This window comes from Granulicella sp. WH15 (assembly GCF_009914315.1).
Taxonomy (GTDB): Bacteria; Acidobacteriota; Terriglobia; order Terriglobales; family Acidobacteriaceae; genus Edaphobacter.
This window is the reverse complement of record NZ_CP042596.1, coordinates 38,449-61,168: the sequence shown is the minus strand read 5'-3', so window position 1 is coordinate 61,168 and position 22,720 is coordinate 38,449. Positions and strand designations below refer to the sequence as shown.

20 protein-coding genes and 1 other RNA gene are annotated in these 22,720 nt (G+C 63.1%); 10 read left to right on the top strand and 11 right to left on the bottom strand.

The window, feature by feature from the left end; genetic code table 11:
• Window positions 1–41 precede the first annotated feature (41 nt).
• The 3 genes from FTO74_RS00275 to FTO74_RS00265 all read left to right on the top strand — a co-directional run bounded on the left by FTO74_RS00275 (window position 42) and on the right by FTO74_RS00265 (window position 1,870).
• Window positions 42–443 carry a hypothetical protein gene (locus FTO74_RS00275; protein WP_162536348.1) on the top strand — a complete coding sequence of 134 codons (402 nt, stop codon included), beginning with the start codon at window positions 42–44 and terminating at the stop codon, window positions 441–443.
• Between the two features lie 136 nt (window positions 444–579).
• Window positions 580–1,338 carry a DNA-3-methyladenine glycosylase gene (locus tag FTO74_RS00270; RefSeq protein WP_162536347.1) on the top strand — a complete coding sequence of 253 codons (759 nt, stop codon included), beginning with the start codon at window positions 580–582 and terminating at the stop codon, window positions 1,336–1,338.
• A 10-nt stretch (window positions 1,339–1,348) separates the two neighbouring features.
• Complete coding sequence (locus FTO74_RS00265; RefSeq protein ID WP_162536346.1) at window positions 1,349–1,870, top strand: MgtC/SapB family protein; 522 nt, start codon at window positions 1,349–1,351, stop codon at window positions 1,868–1,870.
• A gap of 6 nt (window positions 1,871–1,876) precedes the next feature.
• On the opposite strand, the gene FTO74_RS00260 is transcribed toward FTO74_RS00265, so the two are convergent.
• Both FTO74_RS00260 and FTO74_RS00255 read right to left on the bottom strand, forming a co-directional pair.
• Window positions 1,877–2,266, bottom strand: a complete 390-nt coding sequence (locus FTO74_RS00260) for a type II toxin-antitoxin system death-on-curing family toxin (RefSeq protein WP_162536345.1) — start codon at window positions 2,264–2,266, stop codon at window positions 1,877–1,879.
• Window positions 2,263–2,484 carry an AbrB/MazE/SpoVT family DNA-binding domain-containing protein gene (locus FTO74_RS00255; RefSeq protein ID WP_162536344.1) on the bottom strand — a complete coding sequence of 74 codons (222 nt, stop codon included), beginning with the start codon at window positions 2,482–2,484 and terminating at the stop codon, window positions 2,263–2,265. Before FTO74_RS00255 ends, FTO74_RS00260 begins: the two co-directional genes overlap by 4 nt.
• A 118-nt stretch (window positions 2,485–2,602) precedes the next feature.
• On the opposite strand from FTO74_RS00255, the gene FTO74_RS00250 reads away from it, so the two are divergent.
• On the top strand, window positions 2,603–5,362 hold the full coding sequence (locus FTO74_RS00250) for a DUF3536 domain-containing protein (protein WP_162536343.1): 2,760 nt from the start codon (window positions 2,603–2,605) through the stop codon (window positions 5,360–5,362).
• A gap of 206 nt (window positions 5,363–5,568) precedes the next feature.
• Window positions 5,569–6,297, top strand: coding sequence for an MBL fold metallo-hydrolase (locus FTO74_RS00245; RefSeq protein WP_162536342.1), 729 nt, complete (start codon window positions 5,569–5,571; stop codon window positions 6,295–6,297).
• Between the two features lie 31 nt (window positions 6,298–6,328).
• Here the strand turns inward: FTO74_RS00245 and FTO74_RS00240 are convergent, their stop codons facing one another.
• Window positions 6,329–7,387 (bottom strand): Rieske 2Fe-2S domain-containing protein, encoded by a 1,059-nt coding sequence (locus tag FTO74_RS00240; RefSeq protein ID WP_162539613.1) that lies wholly within the window; start codon window positions 7,385–7,387, stop codon window positions 6,329–6,331.
• Between the two features lie 94 nt (window positions 7,388–7,481).
• Between FTO74_RS00240 and FTO74_RS00235 the strand changes: the two genes are divergently transcribed.
• On the top strand, window positions 7,482–9,344 hold the full coding sequence (locus tag FTO74_RS00235) for a phospholipid carrier-dependent glycosyltransferase (protein ID WP_162536341.1): 1,863 nt from the start codon (window positions 7,482–7,484) through the stop codon (window positions 9,342–9,344).
• Between the two features lie 80 nt (window positions 9,345–9,424).
• Window positions 9,425–10,303, top strand: a complete 879-nt coding sequence (locus tag FTO74_RS00230) for a DUF1003 domain-containing protein (protein ID WP_162536340.1) — start codon at window positions 9,425–9,427, stop codon at window positions 10,301–10,303.
• Window positions 10,304–10,617: 314 nt separating this feature from the next.
• On the opposite strand, the gene hpnI is transcribed toward FTO74_RS00230, so the two are convergent.
• Complete coding sequence (gene hpnI, locus FTO74_RS00225) at window positions 10,618–11,820, bottom strand: bacteriohopanetetrol glucosamine biosynthesis glycosyltransferase HpnI (RefSeq protein ID WP_162536339.1); 1,203 nt, start codon at window positions 11,818–11,820, stop codon at window positions 10,618–10,620.
• Window positions 11,821–12,054: 234 nt separating this feature from the next.
• Complete coding sequence (locus FTO74_RS00220) at window positions 12,055–13,002, bottom strand: VWA domain-containing protein (protein WP_255462409.1); 948 nt, start codon at window positions 13,000–13,002, stop codon at window positions 12,055–12,057.
• Between the two features lie 203 nt (window positions 13,003–13,205).
• Here FTO74_RS00220 and FTO74_RS00215 point away from each other — a divergent pair, with 203 nt between their 5' ends.
• Both FTO74_RS00215 and rnpB read left to right on the top strand, forming a co-directional pair.
• Window positions 13,206–14,507 (top strand): GGDEF domain-containing protein, encoded by a 1,302-nt coding sequence (locus FTO74_RS00215; protein ID WP_162536338.1) that lies wholly within the window; start codon window positions 13,206–13,208, stop codon window positions 14,505–14,507.
• A 37-nt stretch (window positions 14,508–14,544) separates the two neighbouring features.
• An RNA gene (gene rnpB / locus FTO74_RS00210) (RNase P RNA component class A) lies at window positions 14,545–14,987 on the top strand.
• A gap of 47 nt (window positions 14,988–15,034) precedes the next feature.
• On the opposite strand, the gene FTO74_RS00205 is transcribed toward rnpB, so the two are convergent.
• From FTO74_RS00205 to FTO74_RS00180, 6 genes are all read right to left on the bottom strand, one after another.
• Window positions 15,035–16,018 (bottom strand): SPFH domain-containing protein, encoded by a 984-nt coding sequence (locus tag FTO74_RS00205; RefSeq protein WP_162536337.1) that lies wholly within the window; start codon window positions 16,016–16,018, stop codon window positions 15,035–15,037.
• Window positions 16,019–16,178: 160 nt separating this feature from the next.
• On the bottom strand, window positions 16,179–16,421 hold the full coding sequence (locus FTO74_RS00200) for a hypothetical protein (protein WP_162536336.1): 243 nt from the start codon (window positions 16,419–16,421) through the stop codon (window positions 16,179–16,181).
• Window positions 16,422–16,545: 124 nt separating this feature from the next.
• Complete coding sequence (locus FTO74_RS00195) at window positions 16,546–17,340, bottom strand: outer membrane lipoprotein-sorting protein (RefSeq protein WP_162536335.1); 795 nt, start codon at window positions 17,338–17,340, stop codon at window positions 16,546–16,548.
• Window positions 17,341–17,816: 476 nt separating this feature from the next.
• Complete coding sequence (locus FTO74_RS00190) at window positions 17,817–18,305, bottom strand: DUF4126 family protein (RefSeq protein ID WP_220399058.1); 489 nt, start codon at window positions 18,303–18,305, stop codon at window positions 17,817–17,819.
• A gap of 87 nt (window positions 18,306–18,392) precedes the next feature.
• Window positions 18,393–19,658, bottom strand: coding sequence for a serine hydroxymethyltransferase (gene glyA / locus FTO74_RS00185; RefSeq protein WP_162536333.1), 1,266 nt, complete (start codon window positions 19,656–19,658; stop codon window positions 18,393–18,395).
• Window positions 19,659–20,122: 464 nt separating this feature from the next.
• A complete protein-coding gene (locus FTO74_RS00180) occupies window positions 20,123–21,325 on the bottom strand; it encodes an alpha/beta hydrolase family protein (RefSeq protein ID WP_162536332.1) in 1,203 nt (400 codons plus the stop codon).
• A 553-nt stretch (window positions 21,326–21,878) separates the two neighbouring features.
• Here FTO74_RS00180 and FTO74_RS00175 point away from each other — a divergent pair.
• Entirely contained in the window at window positions 21,879–22,658 is a 780-nt protein-coding gene (locus FTO74_RS00175) for a hypothetical protein (protein ID WP_255462406.1), read from the top strand.
• Window positions 22,659–22,720 lie beyond the last annotated feature (62 nt).

Genomic DNA, 22,720 nt, shown 5'->3' with positions numbered 1-22,720 from the left:
CGCCGTTTGAACTCGGAACGGCTTTCCCCTAACGTGGACCCATGCGTTATCGCCGTCCGCTCAATCTGGGCCGAGTGCTTTATTGGTTTGTCTGGCCCGCCATCGTCTCCGCCGGTCTGCTGCGCCGTGGACATCCGCTCTGGCAGGCAGTCGTGGCGGGCGTCGTTCTTTTCCTGTTTGCGCTGCCCGGATATTTCTTCTGGTACTGGCAGGTGCTGCCCGACCGCCTGACACAGCAGCGTTACTGGCGGCGCGTCGAGATGCCCTTCAGCGAGATCGTTCGCGTCGGGCCGCTGACTGGATCGCTGGGGACGAAACAGCACCTCAGTAACTGGATTGAGGTGCGTAATGCTGCGGGTCAGCGCATTATTGTCGATGCCGCCGATCGGGATGGTTTTTTGGCCGAGATCCGGGGGCATCTGCCTGAAGGCGTACTGAATTGAAAGCGCCCTCGCGCCGGGCGGGCGGCACTTCGTGCGGTCCTCGGGGCGGTATGGGTGAGTAATCTTCTGAGGGCCTCCCGTTGGTCGGCAGCGAGAGGCTTTCCGTTGGTTGGGCTTCCGTTGTACCGTCGTAGCCATGCCTCGACCCAGCAAAACACCCCGCGCCCCCGGCTACGATACCGAGGCGGCCCTCCGCGACCTGGCCGTGGCCGACCCGAAGCTCGGCCGCCTCATCGAGCGCGCCGGTCCCTTTACGATGAAGCTCGCCAGTACGTTGTCGCCGTTTGAGGCGCTGCTCGAGAGCATCGTCTACCAGCAGATCCACGGCAAGGCCGCCGCCGCTATTCACGCCAAGCTGCTCGCGGGATTCGCCCCGGCCATCGCCGACTCGGGCTTGCCTCTAGGCACGCACCCCACAGCACAGCACCTGCTCGACTGCCCCAACGAGCAGCTACGGCAGGCGGGCCTCTCGCACAATAAGGCTCTGGCCGTACGCGATCTCGCCGCCAAGACGCTCGACGGCACGGTGCCCACGCTCGCACGCATCCGGCGCATGTCCGATGAGGCGATCATCGAGCACCTGACGCAGGTGCGGGGCATCGGCAAGTGGACGGTGGAGATGTTCCTCATCTTCCGGCTGGGACGAGCCGACGTGCTGCCGGTCTCGGACTATGGGGTTCGCAAGGGGTTTGCGCTGACGTTTCAGGGGCTGAAGCCCGATACCAAGGTGACGCCCGACCTGCTGCCCAAGCCCGATGTGATGGAGAAGCGGGCGAAGAAGTGGCGGCCCTGGTGCTCGGTGGCCAGTTGGTATCTGTGGCGGGCCTGTGACCTGGCCAACAACGATAAAGAGAATAAGGGTAAAGTCACGAAAAAGACGACGAAGCCGGTCTAACATACCAGCCATGCTGATTCCGCTCGTGCACGTCTCGGAGATTGACGGCCAGGGCCTGAAGCAGTTCCTGGAGCTGGGGTGGGCCTTTCTGCTCTCGGCCTCTATTGGGCTGGAGCGGGAGGTTCGCCGCAAGAGCGCGGGGTTGCGCACCTATACGATCGTCGGGACGACGGCGGCGCTCTTTCTGCTGGTCTCGAAGTACGGCTTTACCGATGTGCTGGTGCCGGGGCACGTCGTTCTGGACCCGTCGCGGGTGGCGGCGCAGATTGTGACCGGCATTGGATTTATCGGCGCGGGGCTTATCTTCGTGCGCAGCGACCGGGTGACCGGGCTGACGACCGCCGCTACGGTCTGGCTGGTGACGGCGGTGGGGATGGCCTGCGGGGCCGGGTTGCCGTGGCTGGCCCTGGGGGTGACGATTGCGTATTTTATTGTGGCGATTGGGTTTCCGATGCTGCTGGGGGCGCTTCCGGGGATGGCCCCGCGCAATAGCTCCGGGATACCGGATGATCCGGAGATCAAGCAGGATTAGGGGCAATCAGCCAATCGGGACCACGCTCCGCACGACCCAGACCGCCCACTCCTGCTCGCTGATCTCGCCCGAGGCCGCCTGCAGCACCATCGCCGTCTCCTCCACCTGAGAGCAGTTCAGGTCATACCCGTTCAGTTCAAGGAACATTGTCAACCCGGCGAATGCGGCCCGCTTGTTGCCGTCCGCAAATGGATGGTTGCGGAGAATTGCCCACGCCAGCGCCGCCCCCAGCTCAGCCGGGGAAGTCAGTTCGCCGTAGGCCTCCAAGTGCTCCGGGCGGGCAATCGCCGATTGCAAAGCATTCTCGTCCCGAACCCCGGCCAAACCTCCGTAGCGTTGAATCAGGCGGCTTTGCACGTTTTTGAGCACGTCCGCGCGGACGAATTCAAAGCTCACTTGGCCAGCTCGCGGTAGGTGTCGCGGTGACGCGCCTCCGTCTTAAGAAACGCCTCCACCTGCCGCGTAAACTGCTCATCCGACGGCGTCATTTGGATCGTTCCCTTGACCGTCTCCACCTCAAGCAGAGACCCCTCCTGTAAGACCATCTCGTCGAGGAGTTGCTTGGGAAAGAGAACGCCGTAACCATTGCCGATTTTGCGAATCTTCAGCTGCATGTTAAGAATTATAACTTCAGTTATAACTCGGATATTCTCCGCTTCTCAGATTTTCATGCTTGAATTTCTCACGCCACCGCGTGCAAACCCCACTCCGTTTAGCATCGAATCCATACGAATGCGTAAAAACACCAGTAAAGCCGCACTCTCCACCCCACAGCCTCCACCGGTGACCCGCTTCGTCTGTATCCACGGACACTTCTACCAGCCGCCGCGCGAGAACCCCTGGCTCGAGACCGTCGAGGTGCAGGACTCCGCCGCGCCCTACCACGACTGGAACGACCGCATCACGGCCGAGTGCTACGCGCCCAATGGCGCCTCGCGCATCCAGAACCGGAAGAACGAGATCGTCCGCATCATCAATAACTACTCGCGGATGAGCTTCAACTTCGGGCCAACGCTGCTGAGCTGGCTTAACGAGAAGGCCCCGCGCACCTACCACATGATTCTGGACGCGGATAAGACCAGCGCGGCGCGCTACAGCGGCCACGGCTCGGCGCTGGCGCAGGTCTACAACCACATCATCATGCCGCTGGCGAGCACGCGCGACGCCCGCACCCAGATCCGCTGGGGCATCGCCGACTTCGTTTCCCGCTTTGGCCGACGGCCCGAGGGCATGTGGCTGGCCGAGGCCGCCGTGAACCGCCATGTCCTCGACCTGCTGGCACAGGAGGGGATTCTCTTCACGATCCTGGCCCCCAACCAGTGCGCGCGGGTACGGCCGCTGGAAGCGGCGGAGGCGACTCCGGTAGTAGCCTCCGAAAACGGAAACGGCGCGAAGGCTCCCGCCGAGATTCCCTGGAAGCCGACCCCCAACGCCTCGGTCGACCCCACCCAGCCCTACCAGGTTCAGCTCGACGAGGGCCGCTCCATCGCAGTCTTCTTCTACGACGGTCCGGCCTCGCGCGCCATCGCCTTCGAGGGCCTGCTCGACTCCGGCGAGAAGTTCGGCCAGCGCCTTGTCGGAACCTTTCACCCCGTCCCCTCGGGTGAGATCGACCGCGCCCAGCTCGCCCACGTCGCCACCGATGGCGAGTCCTATGGGCACCACCACAAGCACGGCGAGATGGCCCTCTCCTTTGCCATGCACTGGATGGAGGAGCAGGGGCTGGCCCGGTTGACCAACTACGGCGAGTTTCTGGAGCTGTTTCCGCCCACGTGGGAGGCCGAGGTGGCCGAGGACACCAGTTGGTCCTGCGCCCACGGGGTGGAGAGATGGCGCTCCAACTGCGGCTGCAACGGCGGCAAACCGGGATGGAACCAGGAGTGGCGCGGCCCTCTGCGCGAGTCGCTGGACTTCCTGCGCGACGCCACCGCGCCCCTGGCCGAAAAGCTGGCCACCGGTCTGCTGAAAGACCTGTGGGCCGCGCGCGACGCCTACATCCACGTCGTGCTGAACCGCACGCCCGAGTCCGTCAACAGCTTCTTCAGCCTGCACGCCACGCGCCAGCTCTCGCCCGAAGAACGCACCACGGTGCTCGAGCTGATGGAGCTGGAGCGGCACACCCAGTTGATGTACACAAGCTGCGGCTGGTTCTTCGACGAGATCTCGGGCATCGAGACGGTGCAGATCATCGCCTACGCCGGGCGGGTTCTGCAGTTGGCCTCGGAGCTATTCGGCACTCCGGGTGCGGCGCTCGAGCCTGCTTTTCTGGCTATCCTCGGCAAGGCTATCTCCAACGTGCCAGAGCTGGGCACCGGCGCGGATATCTACAACCTCTATGTGAGCGGGATGCGCATCGGCCTGGAGCAGGTGGGAGCGCACTACGCGATCAGCTCTATCTTCCGCTCCTACCCCGAGGACGGCGAGCTGTTCTGCTTCGACGTGCATCGCGAGTCGCACGAGGTCTTCGCCTCGGGCCGGGGCAAGGTGGCGCTGGGGCGGGCGCAGATCCGCTCGCACATCACCGAGGAGACCGAGGATATCTGCTTCGCCGTGCTGCATCTGGGCGACCAGAACCTCTCGGCCGCGGTCAAGAGCTATACGGCCGCCGATGCTACCGGCTTCGACAACTTCTCCACCGATGTCCGCAACGCCATCCGCAAGGCCAACCTGCCCGAGATTATCCGGCTCATCGACCGCTTCTTCGCCCCGCCGTACGACCGCCGTGCGGGCGGCACTCCTGCCAATCTGCCGACCGCGCCCGACCACATCGTCCTCGACCCTGTCGACCCGCAGCCCGGACAACCTGAATCGGCTCCCGGAGCCGTGCAGCCGGGCGTCGCCCATACCCTCTTCATGCCGCCTGCGCCGCCGCCTAGCCAGCGCATCCCCATCGCCTACTCGCTCACCTCGCTCTTCGCCGACGAGCAGCATCGCATCCTCGAGACCATCCTGAACCAGACCATCGGCGAGATGGAGCACTCGCTACGCAAGATCTACGAGGACCATGCCTCGCTGCTGCACTTTCTGACCGAGGCAGGGATGACGCCGCCGCCCGCGCTGGCGCTGGCCTCCAGCTTCGCCATCAACGCGAGCCTGCGCCGCGCCATCCAGGAGGACGAGTTCGATCCGATCCTGATCTACGACCTGCTGGCCAGCGCCAATAACGATCACGTCACGCTGGACACGCATCTGCTCGGTTTTACCGCCGGGCTGCGGATGAAGCAGGCGATGATCCGGCTGGAGGCTGCTGCGGCAGAAGAGTATCCGGCGGCGGCGGCGCTGCATGAGTCGCTCAATGTCGCCAATACGATCCGAGACATGCCCTTCGAGGTGAACATCTGGCAGGCGCAGAATATCTGGAACGATCTGCTGCGGCGGGTGGATGCGACTTACTGGTCGGATGAGTGGAAGGAGGGGTTCAAGCGGCTGGGCAAGGCGATGAATATCTGCGTGGACCAGTTGGTGATCGAAGAGGGCGTCACCTCGTTTTGAGTACTTCGGCACTTCGTGCTGTTCTCGGGGCAGTATGGGAGAACCACGCGAAGCTGTAAAAGGCGTGCGAACGCCTGCCCGGCAGGATAAAGGCATAGATCGGGCCTATCCCCGGATCCAAAGACTTAGGGAACCAACGAGCTTCCAGCTCCGTATCCCATATAGTCTTTTCACACCCACCCTGTTCCCGCGAGCATCCAAACCCTATGAAAGCCACGCCCTTCTCCGCGTACGCCATACAGCTCACCCGCTTCGGCCTGGTCAACTGCTACCTCGTCCGTGAGCCCGGCGGCAACGGGGAGCAGGGCGACTCCTTCACCCTCATCGACACCGGCGTCTCGGGTGCTGGGGACGCTATCCTGGCCGCCGCGAAGGCTGCCGGTGCGCCCATACGGCGTGTCCTGCTGACGCACGCGCATGTGGACCACGTCGGCTCCGTCGATGAGCTGATGGCGAAGCTTCCGGCGGGCACCGTGCTGGCCATCAGCACCCGCTCGCTGCCACTGTTGCAGCAGCCTCCTAACAAGACGCTCGACCCCGGCGAGCCTGTTGGCGAGATCAAGGGCGGGCTGCCCGGTATCGTCTCCCAGCCTACCCATCTCATCGCCGAAGGGGAGCTGTTCGGCTCGCTCCGGTGCATCGAAACACCGGGGCATATTCCGGGACACTTTTCGTTTCTCGATGAGCGGGACGGCACCCTCTACGCCGGAGACGCGTTGGTTGGGGTGCGTCGGCTGGCGATTCCGGGGTTCTGCCATTGGTACTTTCCGCTGCCGAATGGCGGGACGTGGAACCGGGAGATGGCGCGGGCCAGTGCCCGCAAGCTGCTTGGGCTTCCCATCGAGCGTTTTGCCTGTGGGCATGGGCGGGTGCAGGAGGGTGGGACGACGGTGCTGCGGGAGGTTGTGGACGCGGCGGGCAGGGTTGGTTTGTAAGAAAAATTCTCAGCAGCTCAAGACGATACTTCTAGCTGCGCCAGTGCAGCGTTACCGGGCCGGTCAGCGGATGGGCTCCGCTGCCGCTCAGGCGGGCCTGCTTCAGGGCGAAGTACCACTTGGCGGGCTTGTCGGCGTCGTCGATCAGCATGAGGCCGGGGTGGAAGCGCAGCCCTTGGGCCTGCTCGATCATCGTCTCCTGATCCTGACGGACGAAACGCGCGCCGAAGAACTTGGCGATGGTCGTCACCAGCGGCACATGGTAGAAGATGTCCCATGCCGCGGCCACGTCGATTCGGCACGTTGATGGCGTCACCGGGGTTACGGTGGTCAGGCTGGCGAACCACTTGGGGCCGCAGCGGATCGTCTCGTAGCGGCGGTTGGGCAGCACGAAGTCGATCTGGGTCGTGATCGGCTCGCCGTAGACGCCCAGCAGCTTGTACGGCGCGCTGTTGCCGCTGGGGGCGTGCGCCGACATGCGGAAGCCCTCGGGAATCGGCTCGAAGTGCTTGGTCTTCTCGTGGATGGACGCGCGGCTGCGCCACCACCAGGCCTGATGGACGAACGGCCCGTGCGCCGGGTCCATCAGGCCGATGATGCCGTGGTCCACGTTGCAGGGCAGGTCGGCGGTCAGGTGCGCGGTGCGGTAGCGGCCGGAGAACTTGGGGACCTCCGGCACCGGCGGTAGCGTGCCCGTGACGCGGCCCACGCCGGGCGGGGGGACGTAGACCCAGGCGTAGCCGTCGCGTTCGACGCAGGGGTAGCTGGTGGTGAAGATCTTTGTGGGCTCCAGGGTGTCGAAGCTGGTCAGCGAAGGGATCTCCGTACACTGGCCCGAGCACGGCTCGAACTTCCACCCGTGGTACTTGCACTGGACGTTCTCGCCGTCGAACCAGCCCGCGGAGAGCGGGATGCCGCGGTGCGGGCAGAGGTCCTTCATGGCGAAGACGCTGCCGTCGTTCTTGCGGCCCACCAGCAGCGGGATGCCCAGCAGCAGCGTGGTGACGGTCTTGCCCTTGACCAGCCGATCCGACCGCAGGGCCGGATACCAGTCTCCGAAGATCAGCTCCGCCGGGGGAGCCTGCCCCATACGAGAATCCAGCGGGGTCGGGTTGTTCGTGCCATCCACTCGATCATCATAGCTGGCTAACCTATTCGAGAGCTGTGACGTGTACCCTAAACCCGTGACTCCACTCCTCCCCGAGCCGCGCCCCGCCCGTGGCAACCGCCTGATCCTGCTGGTGCTCTGGTTCGCCTTCTATGCCAGCTTTACGCTGTACGCACCGCCGCTGCTGGACGACGCGGACTCGGTCCACTCCGAGGTGGCGAGAGAGATTCTGCTGCGGCACGACTGGACGACTCTCTACGCCAACGGTATCCGCTACCTGGAGAAGGCACCGATCCTGTATTGGTCGATGGCCGCCAGCTTTAGGGTCTTCGGGGTCTCGGCAGCGGCGGCGAGGCTACCACTGGCGCTGGCAGTGCTGGCTCTGGCACTGACGCTGGAGAGTTTTGCGCGGCGGGCCTCACGCAGCGCAAAGGCGGGGCTCTATGCCGGGCTGATTACTCTCTCGAGCTTCGGCATCTTTATCTTTTCGCGGATCACTATCCCTGACGTCGTCGTCTGCCTGTGGCTGACGCTGGCGCTCTTTTTCTTCTGGCTGTCGGAGGAGTACGAAGAGGCTCCGCTGCTGCTTTGCTGGCTCTTCGCCGCTGCCTGCGCGCTGAATGTGCTGACCAAGGGATTGATCGGCATCGTCTTCCCCATCGCGATTGTGGCGGTTTATCTGCTGCTGACGCGCGGGTTCAGAGGCGCATGGCGACGGATTCGCCAGCTTCATCCGCTCTCGAGCCTTGTGGTCTTCTTCGTGCTGGCGACGCCGTGGCACATTCTGGCGGGGCTTGCTAATCCCACTCAGGGGCATCCCGGGAATCTCTCGTACGGCAACGGGCACTGGTCCGTGCCGCTGCCTACCGACGGCAACGTCCACGGCTGGTTCTGGTTCTACTTCGTCAACGAGCAGGTGCTGCGCTACCTGAACCTGCGCGTGCCGAGGGACTATGACACGGTTCCGCTGGTGCTCTTCTACGGGCTGATCTTCATCTGGCTGATGCCGTGGTCGATCTTTCTGCCCTCGGCGATTGGCCGCGCCCTGCGCAGGGTTCTCGCGCCCGAGAGCAAGGGCAATCTGCTGCTGCTCCTGTGGGCTGCAATTCCACTGCTCTTCTTCTCGCTCTCGACGCGGCAGGAGTACTACGTGCTGCCCGCGCTGCCCGCGTTGATCCTGCTCATCGCGATTCATCTGGCCCAGCCCGCAGAAGCTCGCTCCGGTATGCGTGTGGCTGTTGCGCTCTTTGGCGTCGGCACAGTGGCCGCAGCGGCGGCGCTCTTCTTTGTCTTCCACTCCAAAGCGCCCAGCCCTGACACCGACCTTGCCAGCCTGTTGCAGCAGAACCCCGGCGACTATGCGCTCTCCTTCGGGCACTTCCTCGACCTGAACGCGCAGGCCATGGGGATGTTCCGCGTGCCGCTGATCGTGACCGCGATCAGCCTCTTCGGCGGCACGCTGGCCCATCTGCTGCTGCGTCGCAGTGGCAGACCCCATGCGGCTATGCTGGCCTTGGCTGCTGGGGCTTTTGGCTTCCTGTTGGCTGCTCATCGTGGGCTGGTCATCTTCTCGCCTACACTCACCTCATATCAACTGGCGCAGGCCATCGCGCCGAGGCTGCGCTCGGACGACCTCATCGTCCTGCATGGCGAGTACGAGGCCGGATCGACGCTGGGCTTCTACCTGCGGCGCAACGACCTGCACATCTGGGATGGACGCTCCTCGAACCTCTGGTACGGCAGCTTCTTTCCCGATGCGCCGAGGATCTTCGAGACCAACGCATCCATCGCCCAGCGTTGGACCGGGCCGCAGCGCATCTTTCTGTGGCAGGACCCCGGCGACCATGACCGTCCGCTACCCGCGCTACCGGGGCCTGTTTACACAATCGCAACGTCGGGGGGCAAGACTATCCTGAGTAACCAACCTGACCGACCTTGAGCTGCTAAGTGTTTCTAATTTCTTTGTTTGGCTATCTTTGCTATCGTCCGAACGAGACCCCATACCCGAGGCCCTGACCGATGGCATGTCAATCCCATGAACTCCGCCACATCCCGCTCTTTGCCCTGCTCGACGACGATGAGCTTGCCGTGCTCGCCGCGCAGGTGGAGCTTCGCACCTTTGCGCCACGCCAGCGGATCTACAAGATGGGCGACCCCGGACGCGCCGCCTACGTCCTGATCTCCGGCACCGTGACTGTGAGCACGGTCGATGAAGACCATCAGGAAGTCGTCGTCGATGAGCCGCTGCACGGCGACTTCTTCGGGCTGGCCTCCATGCTGGAGCAGACGCCGCACCAGACCAGCGCCACGGCCCAGGAGGAGTCCAGCTGCCTGGAGCTGGACCGCAGCGACATCGCCGTGCTCATTGAGAAGAAACCCATGGCCGGGATGGACATGCTGACCGTGCTGGCGCGGCAGTTTCACGCCTCGCAGCAACTGATCCGCGACCGCGCCAGCCGCAACCCGAACGAGTTGATCGAGGAGGAGTCCACATTCGGCGAGCGGATTGCCGATTCGGTCGCCCGGTTTGGAGGATCGTGGACCTTCATCATCACCTTCGGCGTCGTGCTTGCGGTCTATACCGCCCTCAACGTCGCGCTGCGCGGCAAGGCATGGGACCCGTATCCGTTTATCCTACTGAACCTCTTCCTGTCGATGCTGGCTTCGATTCAGGCTCCGGTGATTATGATGAGCCAGAACCGGCAGGATCAGAAGGATCGGGTGCGCAGTGAGCTGGACTTTGAGGTGAATGTACGGGCCGAGAGTGAGATCAAGGAGCTTTCAAGGAAGCTCAATTTGATTGAGGATAAGCTCGATGACCATGATGATCTGTTGAGAGGGCATCTCTCCAGCGGCAAGCCCACGACTGAGGATGGAGAAGCGATCAATCCTTCGTAGCACTTCTATCTCCGACCAACGGGAGGACCACGCGAAGCAGTAAAAAGGTGTGCGAACGCCCGCCCCGAGCGCAGCGGGCCCGCCCGGCAGGGCTGTCTTTGCGGCTTTTGAAGAAAGCATACCTCGGGGCTAAAGCCCGAACCTACCCCAGGAGCAACAGCAAAGACAGAAGCAGATTCCTCCGCTTCGCTCCTGAATGACAACCAAGAAAACAGGCAACGGCAACCGATAAAGAACAAGCAACGGCAACAGCGCCCTTGCGCCGGGCGGGCGGCACTTCGTGCGGTGCTCGACGCTACGCGTGTTTTTCTTTTTTAGCTGGCTTTGGCTATGCCCTTGTTCACCAGGGCGATGCGGCCCTCATGTAACCGGAACCGGTCGCCACGCCAGACCACCGTGTCCCCGGCAAAGCTCCAGATCCAGAACAGCAGGCCGAACAGGTCGCGCACCGGCAGCAGCCAGAGATCGCGCAGCACCTGATCGTCGCGCAGCACGCCAACCCCCACCACCAGCGCCACCGTCATACGGACCAGCACCACCACAGCCAGCAGCGTGAAGCTCCACAGAGCAGCTCCGCTGGCCAGCACCGTCATCAGCGCCCAGGGGACGCAGTAGGTGACCCCAAGACCCACGTAGCCCATGCGGCGCGAGTCGCGTGTGGAGCGCGCCCAGCGCATCTGGTGGTCCCAGAAACCAATCAGGTCGTAGGCAGGCACTGTCGTCTCGACGATCTCGCCGCACAGCTCCACGCGGTAGCCCGCGGCGGCGATGCGCTTGCCCAGCTCGTAGTCGTCGGCGAGAAACTCGACCAGTGGACCCAGGCCTCCGGCAGCCACCATCGCCGTGTGCGTGACTGCCAGGGTCGAGCCCAGGCCGAAGCGGATGCCCTGTTCGAGCTTGCGGGCCGTCAGCACGCCGGGCATGAAGTCGGTGGAGATGCCCAGCGCCTCGAGCTTGGCCCAGATGGTGACCTCGCGGCCGCCCAGACCGGTACGGCCCAGGTAAGGCGCGGTCACCATGCCGACGGGGACCTCATCGGGCGTAGACCCGAAGTAGCGCATGACGCCGGTGAGGTAGTGCGGGGTGACGTAGATGTCGCTGTCGTTGATGACCAGGTGCTCGTACTCGGCCGCGGCCAGCATCTGGACCAGGTTGCTGACCTTGCCGCTGGTGCCGAGACGATCGCTGCACTCGACCAGTTTGATGGGGACGTCTGGGAACTCGGCGCGCAGGCGCTCGACCTCGGCGACGGCGGGGTCGTCCAGGCTGTGGACGCCGAAGACGATCTCGAACCGGCCCGCGTACTGCTGGCGGCAGTGGCTGGCTAACCCCTCGTACATGCGGGCGTCGACGCCCTTGAGCGGCTTCAGCAGGGTGACGTCGGGAGTGTACTCCCGCTCGGAGGCGCGGCGGCGTACTGTGCGGGTGTAGTCCCGTGCACCCCACAGCGCCAGCAGCATGTATGCCAGACCCGCGAGTGCCAGCAGAGTCGTGATCAGCTCGATTGCGCTCGCCATCCTGATAGTCTAACCAACCGCCTCGCGCAGGAACACCCGAGAGGAACCAAAGAGGCTCCTTTATTCACAGTACTTCGTACAGTTCTCGGGGCGACATGGGCAGGATCGTCTTCCTGGGCCTCCCGTTGGCCGGCAGCGAGAATCTTTATTCCCGACCAACAGGAGGGCCATGCGAAGCCGGGTACAGCACGAAGTGCCGCTCTCCTCGCGCGTAGCGGGCCTGTCCGGCAGGACTCAGCGGGCGTAGTAGCCAGCGCGGGCGCGCACTATCAGGCCGGGCCGGGTCGATTGGATGACCACCTTGCGGTATGATCCGTCGCGCACCCGGTTGGTGGACTGGTAGGCGACCCCGTACAACGACCGCAGCTCGCCTGCAATCTCCGTGAAGGCCTGGCTCACCTTCATCTGGTGGGCGTCGTACTGCTTGCCCCCGGTCTGGCCGGTCAGGTGCTCCAGAGCCCGGACCCCGTAGCGGTCGCGGGCGTTCATCTTGCCGTGCTCGAGATCCGTATAGCGGATGGCGTAGACCAGCACGTCGGCATTCTGGGCGGCTTCGATGGCGTCGAGCAGATCATGCTCGCTGGAGTTCTCCTCGCCGTCGCTGAAGACCAGCAGGACGCGGCGGCGCTGATGCACGTTCGCCATGCGCTCGGTGACCGAGTAGTACACGGCGTCATCGAGGGCGGTGCCAAGCTCGCGCTCCTCTATGGGGCCAAGCTCGGGAAAATGGCCTACGTCCTTATCGAAGCTGCGCAGCCCGTCCATGATGGCAGCGCCGGAGCCGGTCCAGTCGCTCACCAGACGCAGGTGATTGCCGAAGCAGACCGCGAAGGCCTGGTCGCCGGGAGCGAGGACCTGCCGTAGAAATTCGGCGATGTCGCGCTCGTGCTCCTTGACGAACTTCTCCTGGCTGCCGCTTGCGTCGATGACCAGACCGATGCTCAACGGAAGCTGCTCGGCTCGGGAGAAGAACCGGATCGTCTGGGGCACGCCATCCTCCACGATGGAGAGTTCGTCTCGGGTGAGATCCTGCACCAGGCCGCCGTCCGGCGTGTGGACGCTGACGGTGGTGTCGATCAGGTGGGTCTCCACCTTCAGGACCGGGATGCTCTGCGCCCTTGCTTGCAGCGCTAGAACGCCAAGCGCCATACCAATTGCCAGACCAAACCCAAAAAGCCGCACGCCTGCCTCCTTCGAAGTATCGAAGATAGCCACAGGTACGTTGCCACCCGGCGATCCGTTCCCCCCTACGTGTGATGCCCATTATTGAACCGAACTGGCCCAGGTTGGGCCTGTTCCGTATGGGAGGCGACAGAGCGCGCAAGGAAAGTTCCAGTTACAACTTCGATTCGCGATAAACTCGGCCAACAGGAAAAATTTATTCGATGCAGATTCTCTCCTGGGCCGACCACCGTACCTTGATCGCTTGTCACTGCCTCCTCGCCGCCGTCTTTATGGTGGTGCTGCTGATCCTGCGACGCTCCCATCCTGAGCTGCGCGGCATCGGTTCGATGGCCCTCGGCTTCTCCTTCGCCATCCCCGCCACGGCGCTGCTCTCGGTGCGCGGCGTGGTCTACTCGACGTTCAGCCTGGTGGCCACCAACACCTTCGCCTTTCTCTGCTACATCTTCTTCTACCGGGGTATTCTGCACTTCTGTCAGTCGCAGTTTCCCGCGCCGCGGGAGGAACGCTCCGTGGTGGGAAGGTTCTGGGGACGCAACGGCTTCGTGCCCGTGCTCTGGCTATCCAGCCTCCTCTCCACCGCCGCTATCTTTTACTTCAGCCAGGTCCACCCCCTAGTCGTTCCCCGCATCGTGGCCGTCTCGATGACGGTAACGCTGGCGCGCGTGCTGATGGCGGTAACGCTCTTCCGCTATGCCCACGGACGCCTGCACATGATCTTCTTCGGCAGCTCGCTGCTGGGCTTTGCGATGCTCAGCAGCTCGTTCGCCGCCACCATCATCCTCAAGGGCTCGCCCCGCGACTTTATCCTGAGCGACAGCACCCAGAGCTTCGTCCTGCTGGCGGGCTTCGTCTTCATCTGCATCGACGGCATCTTCTACGTCACCATGATCGGCAGCGCGATAGCCCGCACCATCGAGCAGCGGGCGCAGCTCGACTTCCTGACCGAGACGCTGAACCGGGGCGGCATCGAGAAGGCCCTGGCCATGGAGATTGCCCGGACCCGCCGCAGCCGCAGGCCGTTCTCGCTGCTGATGATCGACCTCGATCACTTTAAGCCGATCAACGACCTGTACGGCCACGCGGCGGGAGATGAGGCGCTGCGCACCGCTGCCCAGGCCATCGGCTCGGTGCTGCGCCTCTACGACAAGCTGGGGCGGTTCGGAGGAGACGAGTTCCTGGTGCTGCTGCCGGAGACCACGGGCGCAACAGCGATGCAGGTGTCCGAGCGCATACGCCAGGCACTGCGGACCCGGAGCATGGGCACGCAGGAGAGACGGTATCCCAGCCATGCGCCCGGAGCTGCAAACGCCATGCCGCCTTACCTGACCCTCAGCATCGGCATCACGCACTGCGCCTATGAGGAGGACGCCATCGATATTCTGGCGCGGGCCGACTCGGCGCTCTATGTAGCCAAGAACGATGGGAGAGACTGTGCGCGGCTTACGCTGCCTGCCAATACCAGGGGGGCGTATATCGAGTCCAGTACGGAATCGTTGTCCTGAGCGCATGAGGGGCAGCCACTCGCGGTACACTTGAAGAGCAGGCGGCCGGACGATCGCTGCCCTCCGCACGCAAGTGTCTATCTTGGGTGTCGGAGGGGGGAGGAAAGTCCGAACTCCGCAGGGCAGTGTGCCGGATAACGTCCGGGACGGATGCTTCAAGGCATCTGGACGGCCAGTGCAACAGAGAATATACCGCCTCGTCTTTCGCAAGAAAGACAGGGTAAGGGTGAAAAGGTGCGGTAAGAGCGCACCGGTTTTTGCGTAAGCAAAAACGCTTGGTAAACCCCACACGGAGCAAGACCAAATAGGCAGGGAGTCCGGTTGCCCTCTTCAGAGCAGCCGGCGCGCATCGGCCCGGTGCGCCCAGGTGAAGAGTGTTGTGCCGGAACCTGCGGGTAGGTTGCTAAAGCGCCGCAGTAATGCGTCGCGTAGAGGAATGATCGTCTAGAACAAAATTCGGCTTACGGGCCGTCTGCAGAAGTAATGGTCCCGAGGTCGCTGATGCGACTTCGGGACCACCAACTCTCTTACTCTTTCATCTGCGGGAGCTGCATCAGCATCTGACCGTTGCCGGTCTCGACGCTGGGCAGGGCTCCGTTCCAGCGGTCGATCAGGGCCTTTTGGTTCTCGATCTTGCGAAGCTCCAGAAGCTGAGGGGTCAGGCTCGTCTGGCGGATGCGGTTGGCCTCCGCCTCGCCCTGGGCGCGGGTTACGGCTGCTTTGGCTTCGCCTTCAGCCTCGGCTACGGTCTTGGCTGCCTCGGCCTGGGTCTTCTGCAGCTCGTTGCGGGCGCGTTCGGCGTCCTGCACGGCCTGCGCCTTGCCGGTGATGGCCGCGGCGATGACCTCCGGCACGCGAGGCGCGCCAATGAACCCGAACTGCTGCACGACGACGCCGACAGGGTCCATCTTGGTCTGGATGAGCGCCTGTACCTTACCCAGGAACTCGGCCTTCTGCTCGCCGTAGATCTGCTCGACCGAGTAGGTCGAGGCGACCTCGTTGAGCGAGTTGCGGACCACGTCGCGCAGGATGCCGTGCGTGAAGACGTCCAGGTCGCTGACCCGGTACTTGACGTAGAAGTCGGGCACGCGCTTCGGCTCGATGGCGTAGCTGAGGCTGACGTCCGAGTAGATCTCCATACCCTCCTTGGAGTTGAAGCTCATCTCCTCGTTGGCGGCGCGGCCCTCGCTGACGTCGCGCGTCCACTTGACCGTCTGGACGAAGGTGGGGAACTCGATGATCTGCGAGCGCAACGGGCTGTAGAAGACCCAGCCGGTGCGGATCGGGATCTCGCTGGCGCCGCGCTGGGAGCCGCTGAGCACTACCTCCACGCCCTCGTAGCCCGCGCCGATGCGGGTGAGCGCCGCCACGTAGTTGAAGAACAGGATGACTGCGATCAATACCGCGAGTCCGGCGGTTCCGAAGCCGATGGCGCGACGCACCGTTCTGCTCTGCGCATCCAGATCCTTTTGATTCGACGACGGCGTATTGAACTGATCGAACAGCGACATACATGCCCCTTTCGGGCTGGATAAAAGCCCGGGTTAGAGATTCACTCCGGCGCGTCTGGACTGCTTGCGGACGCGACGGGTCCACGCCGCGGAGAGATGTCTCCGCGGCAGCAAAGTTGGTGAGATGGAGGTCAGTCGATGGTGGTGGGGAACCGCTGCTTCAGCCCGTTCGTTGCGGTCGCTTCCACCAGACAAGACGAAACGCGGCAAAGCCACCCGCCGCAGTGAGCAGCAGCAGGCACACGCCCTCCAGGACGGCTCGATCACTTGGAAGATTGAGGAGGTGGAATGCGGTCACCATGCCTTCGAACATCAGCAGGAGCACCAGCAGAGAAGACAACGACTTGATCAGCAGGTACGACACAGGTCCTCGGCCATTCTTTCCCGGCCCAACAACCGTCATCCATTATAACGCCTTTTGGTTTTTCTCGCGAGGCGTCCGGTACCTCACAAAGTGCTGCTCGCCCGGTATTAGGGAGTTTTTGCGGTTGGATGCCAAGGACAAATCCTTGGCATCCAGACCGGAGCTACCTATTCAGGCTGGCTTCGAGTGCTGCCGGGTTGTGGCGCTCGGCGCTCTGGACTACGGGGTGGGCCGTTACGACCGGGTAGGTGCCGTAGTCGATCGTGAGGATGGCCTCGCCGCCGATGCGGACGTGGGTGGTGGAGACGTTCTGCGCGGGGAGCCAGACGCCGGAGCGACGGAGGTAGCGCGAGTCGAAGTGGGCGCGGTTGGTCCACCAGGAGGGAGCCTTGGCAGGCTCACCCTGGATCCGCACAATGGCGTAGTCATCCTGACTGATCCAGACCCGGCCGTGGTAGGTGAACTTATTATCGACGCGCGGGGTGACGCGCAAAACCCATGTTTTGAGACCGTTAGGAGAATCGGGAAAGGCTACGGTCTCTTCGCCGATCAACTCGGCCTTGTAGTTTTCGGGGCTGATCGTAGTCTGCCGATTGGAGTTCTGGACCGCCTCTTCTTCGCTCTGCACCAGCTTGCGCAGAACCTTCTCGCAGAGGAATTTAGCTCCGGACTCGGAGACGATGGTCAGGTGCTTCTGGTCGGGGCGGGTGTACTCGGCGTGGACGGCGATCTCGGCTCGATGCTCGCCGCCGGTGCCGTGGTACTCGACGCGATAGGTCCGCTCGGTGGTGTAGCTCTCGAGCGCGGCAAGGCGCTCTCGGTTGTGTTCGAGCATCCTGCCGACGATCTCGTCGGCCTTCGGGGCGGGGCTTGCGGTCGTGGTGCCCTGGGAGCGTACGGGCACGGCTACCGCCATCGTGAGGCACATCACTAACGGAAATACACGCCACTCTCGCATGGAAGTCACCTCTGAGTCAGATTGCAAACCTTGTGCCCGTTTTTTGTGCAAACGGTTCGAGATAAAGTGAAGATTTTATGGTGAATTGTGTACCACGTGCGGTTCTCAGGCCGATAGAGGGATTTTGATTCCGCGCGAAGTGCGTGTGAACACCCGACCAGCGCGTAGCGGGCCGTCCGGCAGGACAGGTCTGTGGCAGGGATGGGCCGGGCCTTCAGCCCTCATTTGTCGCCCCATACGTTTACTGGTTATAGGGTGCGCCTTCAGCGCTTTTTGGAACAGACGAAGGTATGGATTGGGGAAAGAAAGCATACCTCGGGGCTAAAGCCAGGACCTACCCCAGGGACAAGAACAACGGCAACAGCAAAGGCAGAAGCAGATTCCTCCGCTTCGCTCCTGAATGACAACCAAGAAAACAGGCAACAACAAAAGCCAGTGCTGATCGTGGCTGCGGAAATAGCGTGGGTTTGGGTGGGTTAGCCGGTTACTATGCCCAGCGCCAGGATGGCGAAGCCTATGGCGATGGCGTCTTCGACCAGGGCTACGGCGAAGTCGCGGAATCCTTGGGTGTGGACCATCCAGTGGCGGAGGTGGAAGCCCAGAAAGGCTCCTGCGATGGCGCTGATCGCGCCCAGGATCGTGCCCTCTACTGCCGAGCCCGACAGGCCTGTCGCCGCAAGTGCGCCGACCAGACCGCCAAAGGTGATTCGCGCCAGCAGCGGGCCGAGGGAGATACGGTCCACCATCTTAGGGTGCTTGTCGCCTAGAAGCTCGCAGAGGGCTAACGCGGTGAAGATGAGGGTTGTGACCGGGTTCGCGACCCAGAAGGCCCAGGTGCCGCTGACAGGCAAGTTGCCGAGCCAGGCGAACCAGCACAGCACCGCCATCGGCGTCATAGTGCGCAGGCCGGTCATGCCGCCGAGTAGGGGAATCGCGAGAATCCAGGACAACACCGCCATTGCCATGGTGTGGAGCCTCACAGTTGCTGAAAAAAAGTCGATCCTGCAGGATGATCCTACAAGATCGACTCTCGCTTGCCGGAAGTGGTTGTCTTAAGACTGCCGCAGCCAGCCGTAGAGGGGGAAGCGCTCGGCCAGCTCGAGGACCTCGGCGCGGACCTTGGCCAGCTCGGCGGCGTCGGTGCGGTGCTCGAGAGCGCGGACGATCCAGGCGGCGATCAGGCGCATCTCCGGCTCCTTCATGCCGCGCGTGGTGAGAGCGGGCGTGCCGATGCGGATGCCGCTGGGCTTCATGGGCGGGTTGGTGTCGTAGGGAATCGCGTTCTTGTTGACCGTGATGCCCGCTTCGCCCAGAGCGTGCTCGGCTTCGGAGCCGAACATGCCTTTGGCGAAGACGTCGATCAGCAGGAGGTGGGTGTCGGTGCCGCCGGAGACGATGCGGAAGCCCTTCTCCGCGATGGCTTCGGCGAGGACCTTGGCATTTGTAACAATTTGGGTTGCGTATGTGGCGAAGTCAGGCTCGAGTGCCTCGCGGAAGGCTACGGCCTTGCCCGCGATGACGTGCATGAGCGGCCCGCCCTGCTGGCCGGGGAAGACGCTGCGGTCGACACCGGCGGCGAACTCGGCCTGGCAGAGGATCATGCCGGCGCGGGGGCCGCGGAGTGTCTTGTGCGTGGTGGTGGTGACGATGTGGGCGTGGGGCACGGGCGAGGGGTGCGCTCCTCCGGCGACCAGACCGGCGAAGTGGGCCATATCGACGAAGAGGTAGGCTCCGACCTTGTCGGCAATCTGGCGCATACGGGCGAAGTCGAACTGGCGAGGGTAGGCGCTGCCACCGGCCACGATGACCTTGGGCTTCTCGCGCTCGGCCTGCTGCTCGAGGGCATCGTAGTCGATGGTCTCGGTGTCCTGGCGGACCTGGTAGCCGACGACCTTGTAGAGCTTGCCGGAGAAGTTGAGCTTGTGGCCGTGGGTAAGGTGGCCACCGTGGGCGAGGTCGAGGCCGAGGATGGTGTCGCCGGGGTTAATCAAGGTCATGTAGGCGGCGGCGTTGGCCTGGGAGCCGGAGTGGGGCTGGACGTTGACGTGATCGGCTCCGAAGAGGCGCTTGGCGCGGTCGCGGGCGAGGTTCTCGACGATGTCGGCGAACTCGCAGCCGCCGTAGTAACGCTTGCCGGGGTAGCCTTCGGCGTACTTATTGGTGAAGACGGTGCCGACGGCCTCGAGGACGGCGCGGCTGACGAAGTTCTCCGATGCGATCATCTCCAGGCCCTCGTGCTGGCGGGAGATTTCATTGCGGATCTGGGCGGCGATCTCAGGGTCGGCGCTGAGAAGAGGGGCGTTCAGGTCAATCGACATGAGTTCATCTTACCGCTTAGGTGTGGGGTGGCTTGGGCGAAAAGGCGCGTAGTTCGTTCCCGACCAACGGGAGGACCGATGGCGTTTGAGTTGGCAAGACAAGTGTGAAAGTCACGAAGTGACCGCCCTCCGCGTAGGAGGCCCGTCCGGCAGAACAGGGTTGTGGCGGGGATAGATCGGGCCTTCAGCCCTTGTCTGCCGCCCCATACGATGACCTAGGGCTTCGCCCTAGGCTGGTATAAAGCGCGCCTTCAGCGCTAAGAGCAACGGCAAGAGCAAAGACAGAAGCAGATTCCTCCGCTTCGCTCCTGAATGACAACCAAGAAAACAGACAACAGCAAAAGCAAGAACAAGCAAGGGCAGGACAGACAACGGCTTGTCGTGGCTGGGCAATTGTGCGCTTCCCCATCCTCACGATGATGATGCCGTCGTGAGGATGGGGCGCCCGGAATGTTGGGGTAGGGTTAGGCCAGGGCGGGTTGGGGTTGGGTGGATGTTTGGTGCAGGCGCTTGAAGGCCTTGTAGACAAAGGAGCCCAGGTACCAGCCGTCGATGTACTTGTAGGGCGTCTCGCCCGTGGTGTAGTGGCCGCAGGGCAGGACGCGGGAGACGTAATCGACCTTGTGTTTGTCGAAGTTTTTCAGGACATCGAGGGAGAACTCCGCGAGGAAGGTCAGGTCGTAGGTGGCATGGACTACCAGGACTTGCCGGGGGGCGGAGGCGAAGCGCTCCATGTAGGCCATCGGGCTGAGGGCTACGAAGATGTCGCGGACCAGGGGTTGGGTGAGGTCGGCCTGCTCGAAGGCGGCGCGGATGTGGCGGGTGCTCTGGCCCGTCCAGATGACGTCGCCGAACCACGTGGAGGCGTGGTTGAAGGCGCAGACCTGAATGCGCGGGTCGTGGGCTGCGGCGATGAAGGCGTAGCAGGAGCCGAGGGAGGTGCCGAGGACGCCGAACTGCTCGTAGCCCTGCGATTCGAGCCAGTCGATGGAGCTGCGGATGTCGACGACCGCCTGGCGGCAGGCTGAGAGCGTGCGGCCTATGTTGGCGCTGACGGCGTAGTCTGAGCGCTCCAACTCGGCGGGGCGGCGGATGTCGTGGTAGGGCTTCGAGAGACGCAGGCAGGAGATGCCGAAGCGGTTGAAGATCTCGCAGAGGGCGTTGTGCGAGAAGGCGTCGGCGTTCCACTGGGGCAGGACGATCATGGCCTGGAGAGGCTTGCCCGCACGGAGTAGCTCGGCCTTCTGGCCCTCGCTGATGGGATACCAGCGGGCGTTGACCTGATCGTTCTCCGGGTGGGGAGTGGTGACCGGAGAGGTGAAGCGAAGGAACTCGGCCTGGTCCAGTTCGCCCGAGGCGGCGCGGCGCTTGAAGTCGGCGTCCTGGGCCAGGGTTTCGGGCCGGACGTTAGTGGGGAAGAGCTGGGGGTGGCGACGCTCGAGCCGGAAGTCAGTCGGGGTGGCGTAGCCGAAGAACTCATCGGAACGCTCGGCGATCTGCCGGTTGAGGGCGATCATGTGATCGAGATCGGAAGAAGGAACTGCGCCGGAGAGAGGCGGGAGCCAGTCGAAACCCCACTCGAGGGGACGGACGATGCGGTTGGTATCGCGGGTGGTGAGCGCCGTCTCCCAGGCGAACATCCACTTTGCGTATTGCCTGGAGAGCATGGATTGAGTTTACCAAGAGGCGTGAGAAGGGGATGTCAATTTGGGAATTTTGCGGGCGCCGATGGCGAATAAAAAGCGAAACTACTAGGCGTGCATCAGCTTACCGGCGAAACCTTGTGGAAAATCGCCGGAAAAGCCCCCTAACTATTGAAGTGAATATTGTTAGTGGTTTTGCCAACTCTCTGGAAAAAACGAGCGTTGACACGGGTTTTTAGGCCAGCTATAACCTTGAAACTTTCCATCTTCGAGATGGCTTGAAGGAGACAGGTCCGAGGGGCCTGTATGGACCCCCTTCGGCTTGAACGAGATGGACGCAGGGGTGACAGATCCGCTCCCGGGATGCTGCATCCGTTGTGCAGAAGGAGAAACTGAGGTGCCTTTGGGGGTGTCGACCAGATCCGGGAAGAGGTCTGGCGATGTGACCGAAGGTAGCTCCAAGCAGCCCGAGCGAGCCCTATCCGACCGCGTAACTTTCTTGAGGCTCGCCGGGGGAGAAGAGAGCATTGGAGAACGAAATGAACTACTTGTGCATGGATCTGAAGGTGTGTGAGGGATGCGGAGCGTTGTGGCTGCGCTCGGGTTCGACAACTGGCGTCTACTGCCGGGGATGCACGGAGATGTTTTCGAACTTTCCACCGCCGCGGGGCCGAAGAGCGGGGCGGAGACGGACGAACGCGACAGCGCCCCACCGGAAGACGTCGGTGACGAGCACAGTAAGAACTACAGTACGGATGCAGGCGATCGGCTGCGTGGGAGGTGCACGATGAGCGCGGCTGTGGTGATTCTCCCGCGGATATGGGCTACTGCTGCACGGCAGGGGGCTATGGCAGGGAGGAAGTTCGGGCCAGGTTCTGTTGTGGGCGCCGTAGGGCTGGCGCTGGTTCGGCCGCTGCCTTCTGCAAAAACACCCACTCGGCTGGAGCTGGTGCAGGCTAAGGCTGAACCTGCTGCGCGGGTCGTGGCAGCGGAGCTGGCGTTCTACCGCAAGTACACCGAGGGGATGCTGAGGCGGTATATGCGGCTCTCGATGCAGGGGGGAAGGACGCCGTCGCTGCTGGGCCGCGAGCTGTTCCGCGGGAAGGTGACGAGCTACAAGATGAGGAGCTTCGATGACGTGGTGATCTTTGTCCATGACGTGAACAACTGCCTGGAGAGGCTGGGGATGGGGAAGCAACACCTGATCCGGCGGATTGCGCTGCAGGAGTACACGCAGGGAGAGACGGCTGCGATGTTGGGGCTGAGCCTGAGGACCGTGGTGCGGCAGTACTCGGAGGCGATCGACGAGCTGACGGCCATGTTCCTGGAGAAGAAGATGCTGGAGCCGCATAAGTAAAACCCGTGTCAAGGGGGTAAGGAGAAAGATAATTTCTAACTTACTGATTTGAAATGGGTTTC

Excerpts from the sequence above, each read along its gene's own strand:
- glyA (WP_162536333.1), bottom strand. The coding sequence starts at position 19,658 with ATGTCGATTGACCTGAACGCCCCTCTTCTCAGCGCCGACCCTGAGATC.
- FTO74_RS00180 (WP_162536332.1), bottom strand. The coding sequence starts at position 21,325 with ATGCTCTCCAGGCAATACGCAAAGTGGATGTTCGCCTGGGAGACGGCG.
- FTO74_RS00215 (WP_162536338.1), top strand. The coding sequence starts at position 13,206 with ATGCAGATTCTCTCCTGGGCCGACCACCGTACCTTGATCGCTTGTCAC.
- FTO74_RS00265 (WP_162536346.1), top strand. The coding sequence starts at position 1,349 with ATGCTGATTCCGCTCGTGCACGTCTCGGAGATTGACGGCCAGGGCCTG.
- FTO74_RS00240 (WP_162539613.1), bottom strand. The coding sequence starts at position 7,387 with ATGGGGCAGGCTCCCCCGGCGGAGCTGATCTTCGGAGACTGGTATCCG.
- FTO74_RS00245 (WP_162536342.1), top strand. The coding sequence starts at position 5,569 with ATGAAAGCCACGCCCTTCTCCGCGTACGCCATACAGCTCACCCGCTTC.
- FTO74_RS00195 (WP_162536335.1), bottom strand. The coding sequence starts at position 17,340 with ATGCGAGAGTGGCGTGTATTTCCGTTAGTGATGTGCCTCACGATGGCG.
- FTO74_RS00200 (WP_162536336.1), bottom strand. The coding sequence starts at position 16,421 with ATGACGGTTGTTGGGCCGGGAAAGAATGGCCGAGGACCTGTGTCGTAC.
- FTO74_RS00275 (WP_162536348.1), top strand. The coding sequence starts at position 42 with ATGCGTTATCGCCGTCCGCTCAATCTGGGCCGAGTGCTTTATTGGTTT.
- FTO74_RS00255 (WP_162536344.1), bottom strand. The coding sequence starts at position 2,484 with ATGCAGCTGAAGATTCGCAAAATCGGCAATGGTTACGGCGTTCTCTTT.
- FTO74_RS00230 (WP_162536340.1), top strand. The coding sequence starts at position 9,425 with ATGGCATGTCAATCCCATGAACTCCGCCACATCCCGCTCTTTGCCCTG.
- FTO74_RS00205 (WP_162536337.1), bottom strand. The coding sequence starts at position 16,018 with ATGTCGCTGTTCGATCAGTTCAATACGCCGTCGTCGAATCAAAAGGAT.
- FTO74_RS00270 (WP_162536347.1), top strand. The coding sequence starts at position 580 with ATGCCTCGACCCAGCAAAACACCCCGCGCCCCCGGCTACGATACCGAG.
- FTO74_RS00175 (WP_255462406.1), top strand. The coding sequence starts at position 21,879 with ATGCGGAGCGTTGTGGCTGCGCTCGGGTTCGACAACTGGCGTCTACTG.
- FTO74_RS00190 (WP_220399058.1), bottom strand. The coding sequence starts at position 18,305 with ATGGCAATGGCGGTGTTGTCCTGGATTCTCGCGATTCCCCTACTCGGC.
- hpnI (WP_162536339.1), bottom strand. The coding sequence starts at position 11,820 with ATGGCGAGCGCAATCGAGCTGATCACGACTCTGCTGGCACTCGCGGGT.
- FTO74_RS00250 (WP_162536343.1), top strand. The coding sequence starts at position 2,603 with ATGCGTAAAAACACCAGTAAAGCCGCACTCTCCACCCCACAGCCTCCA.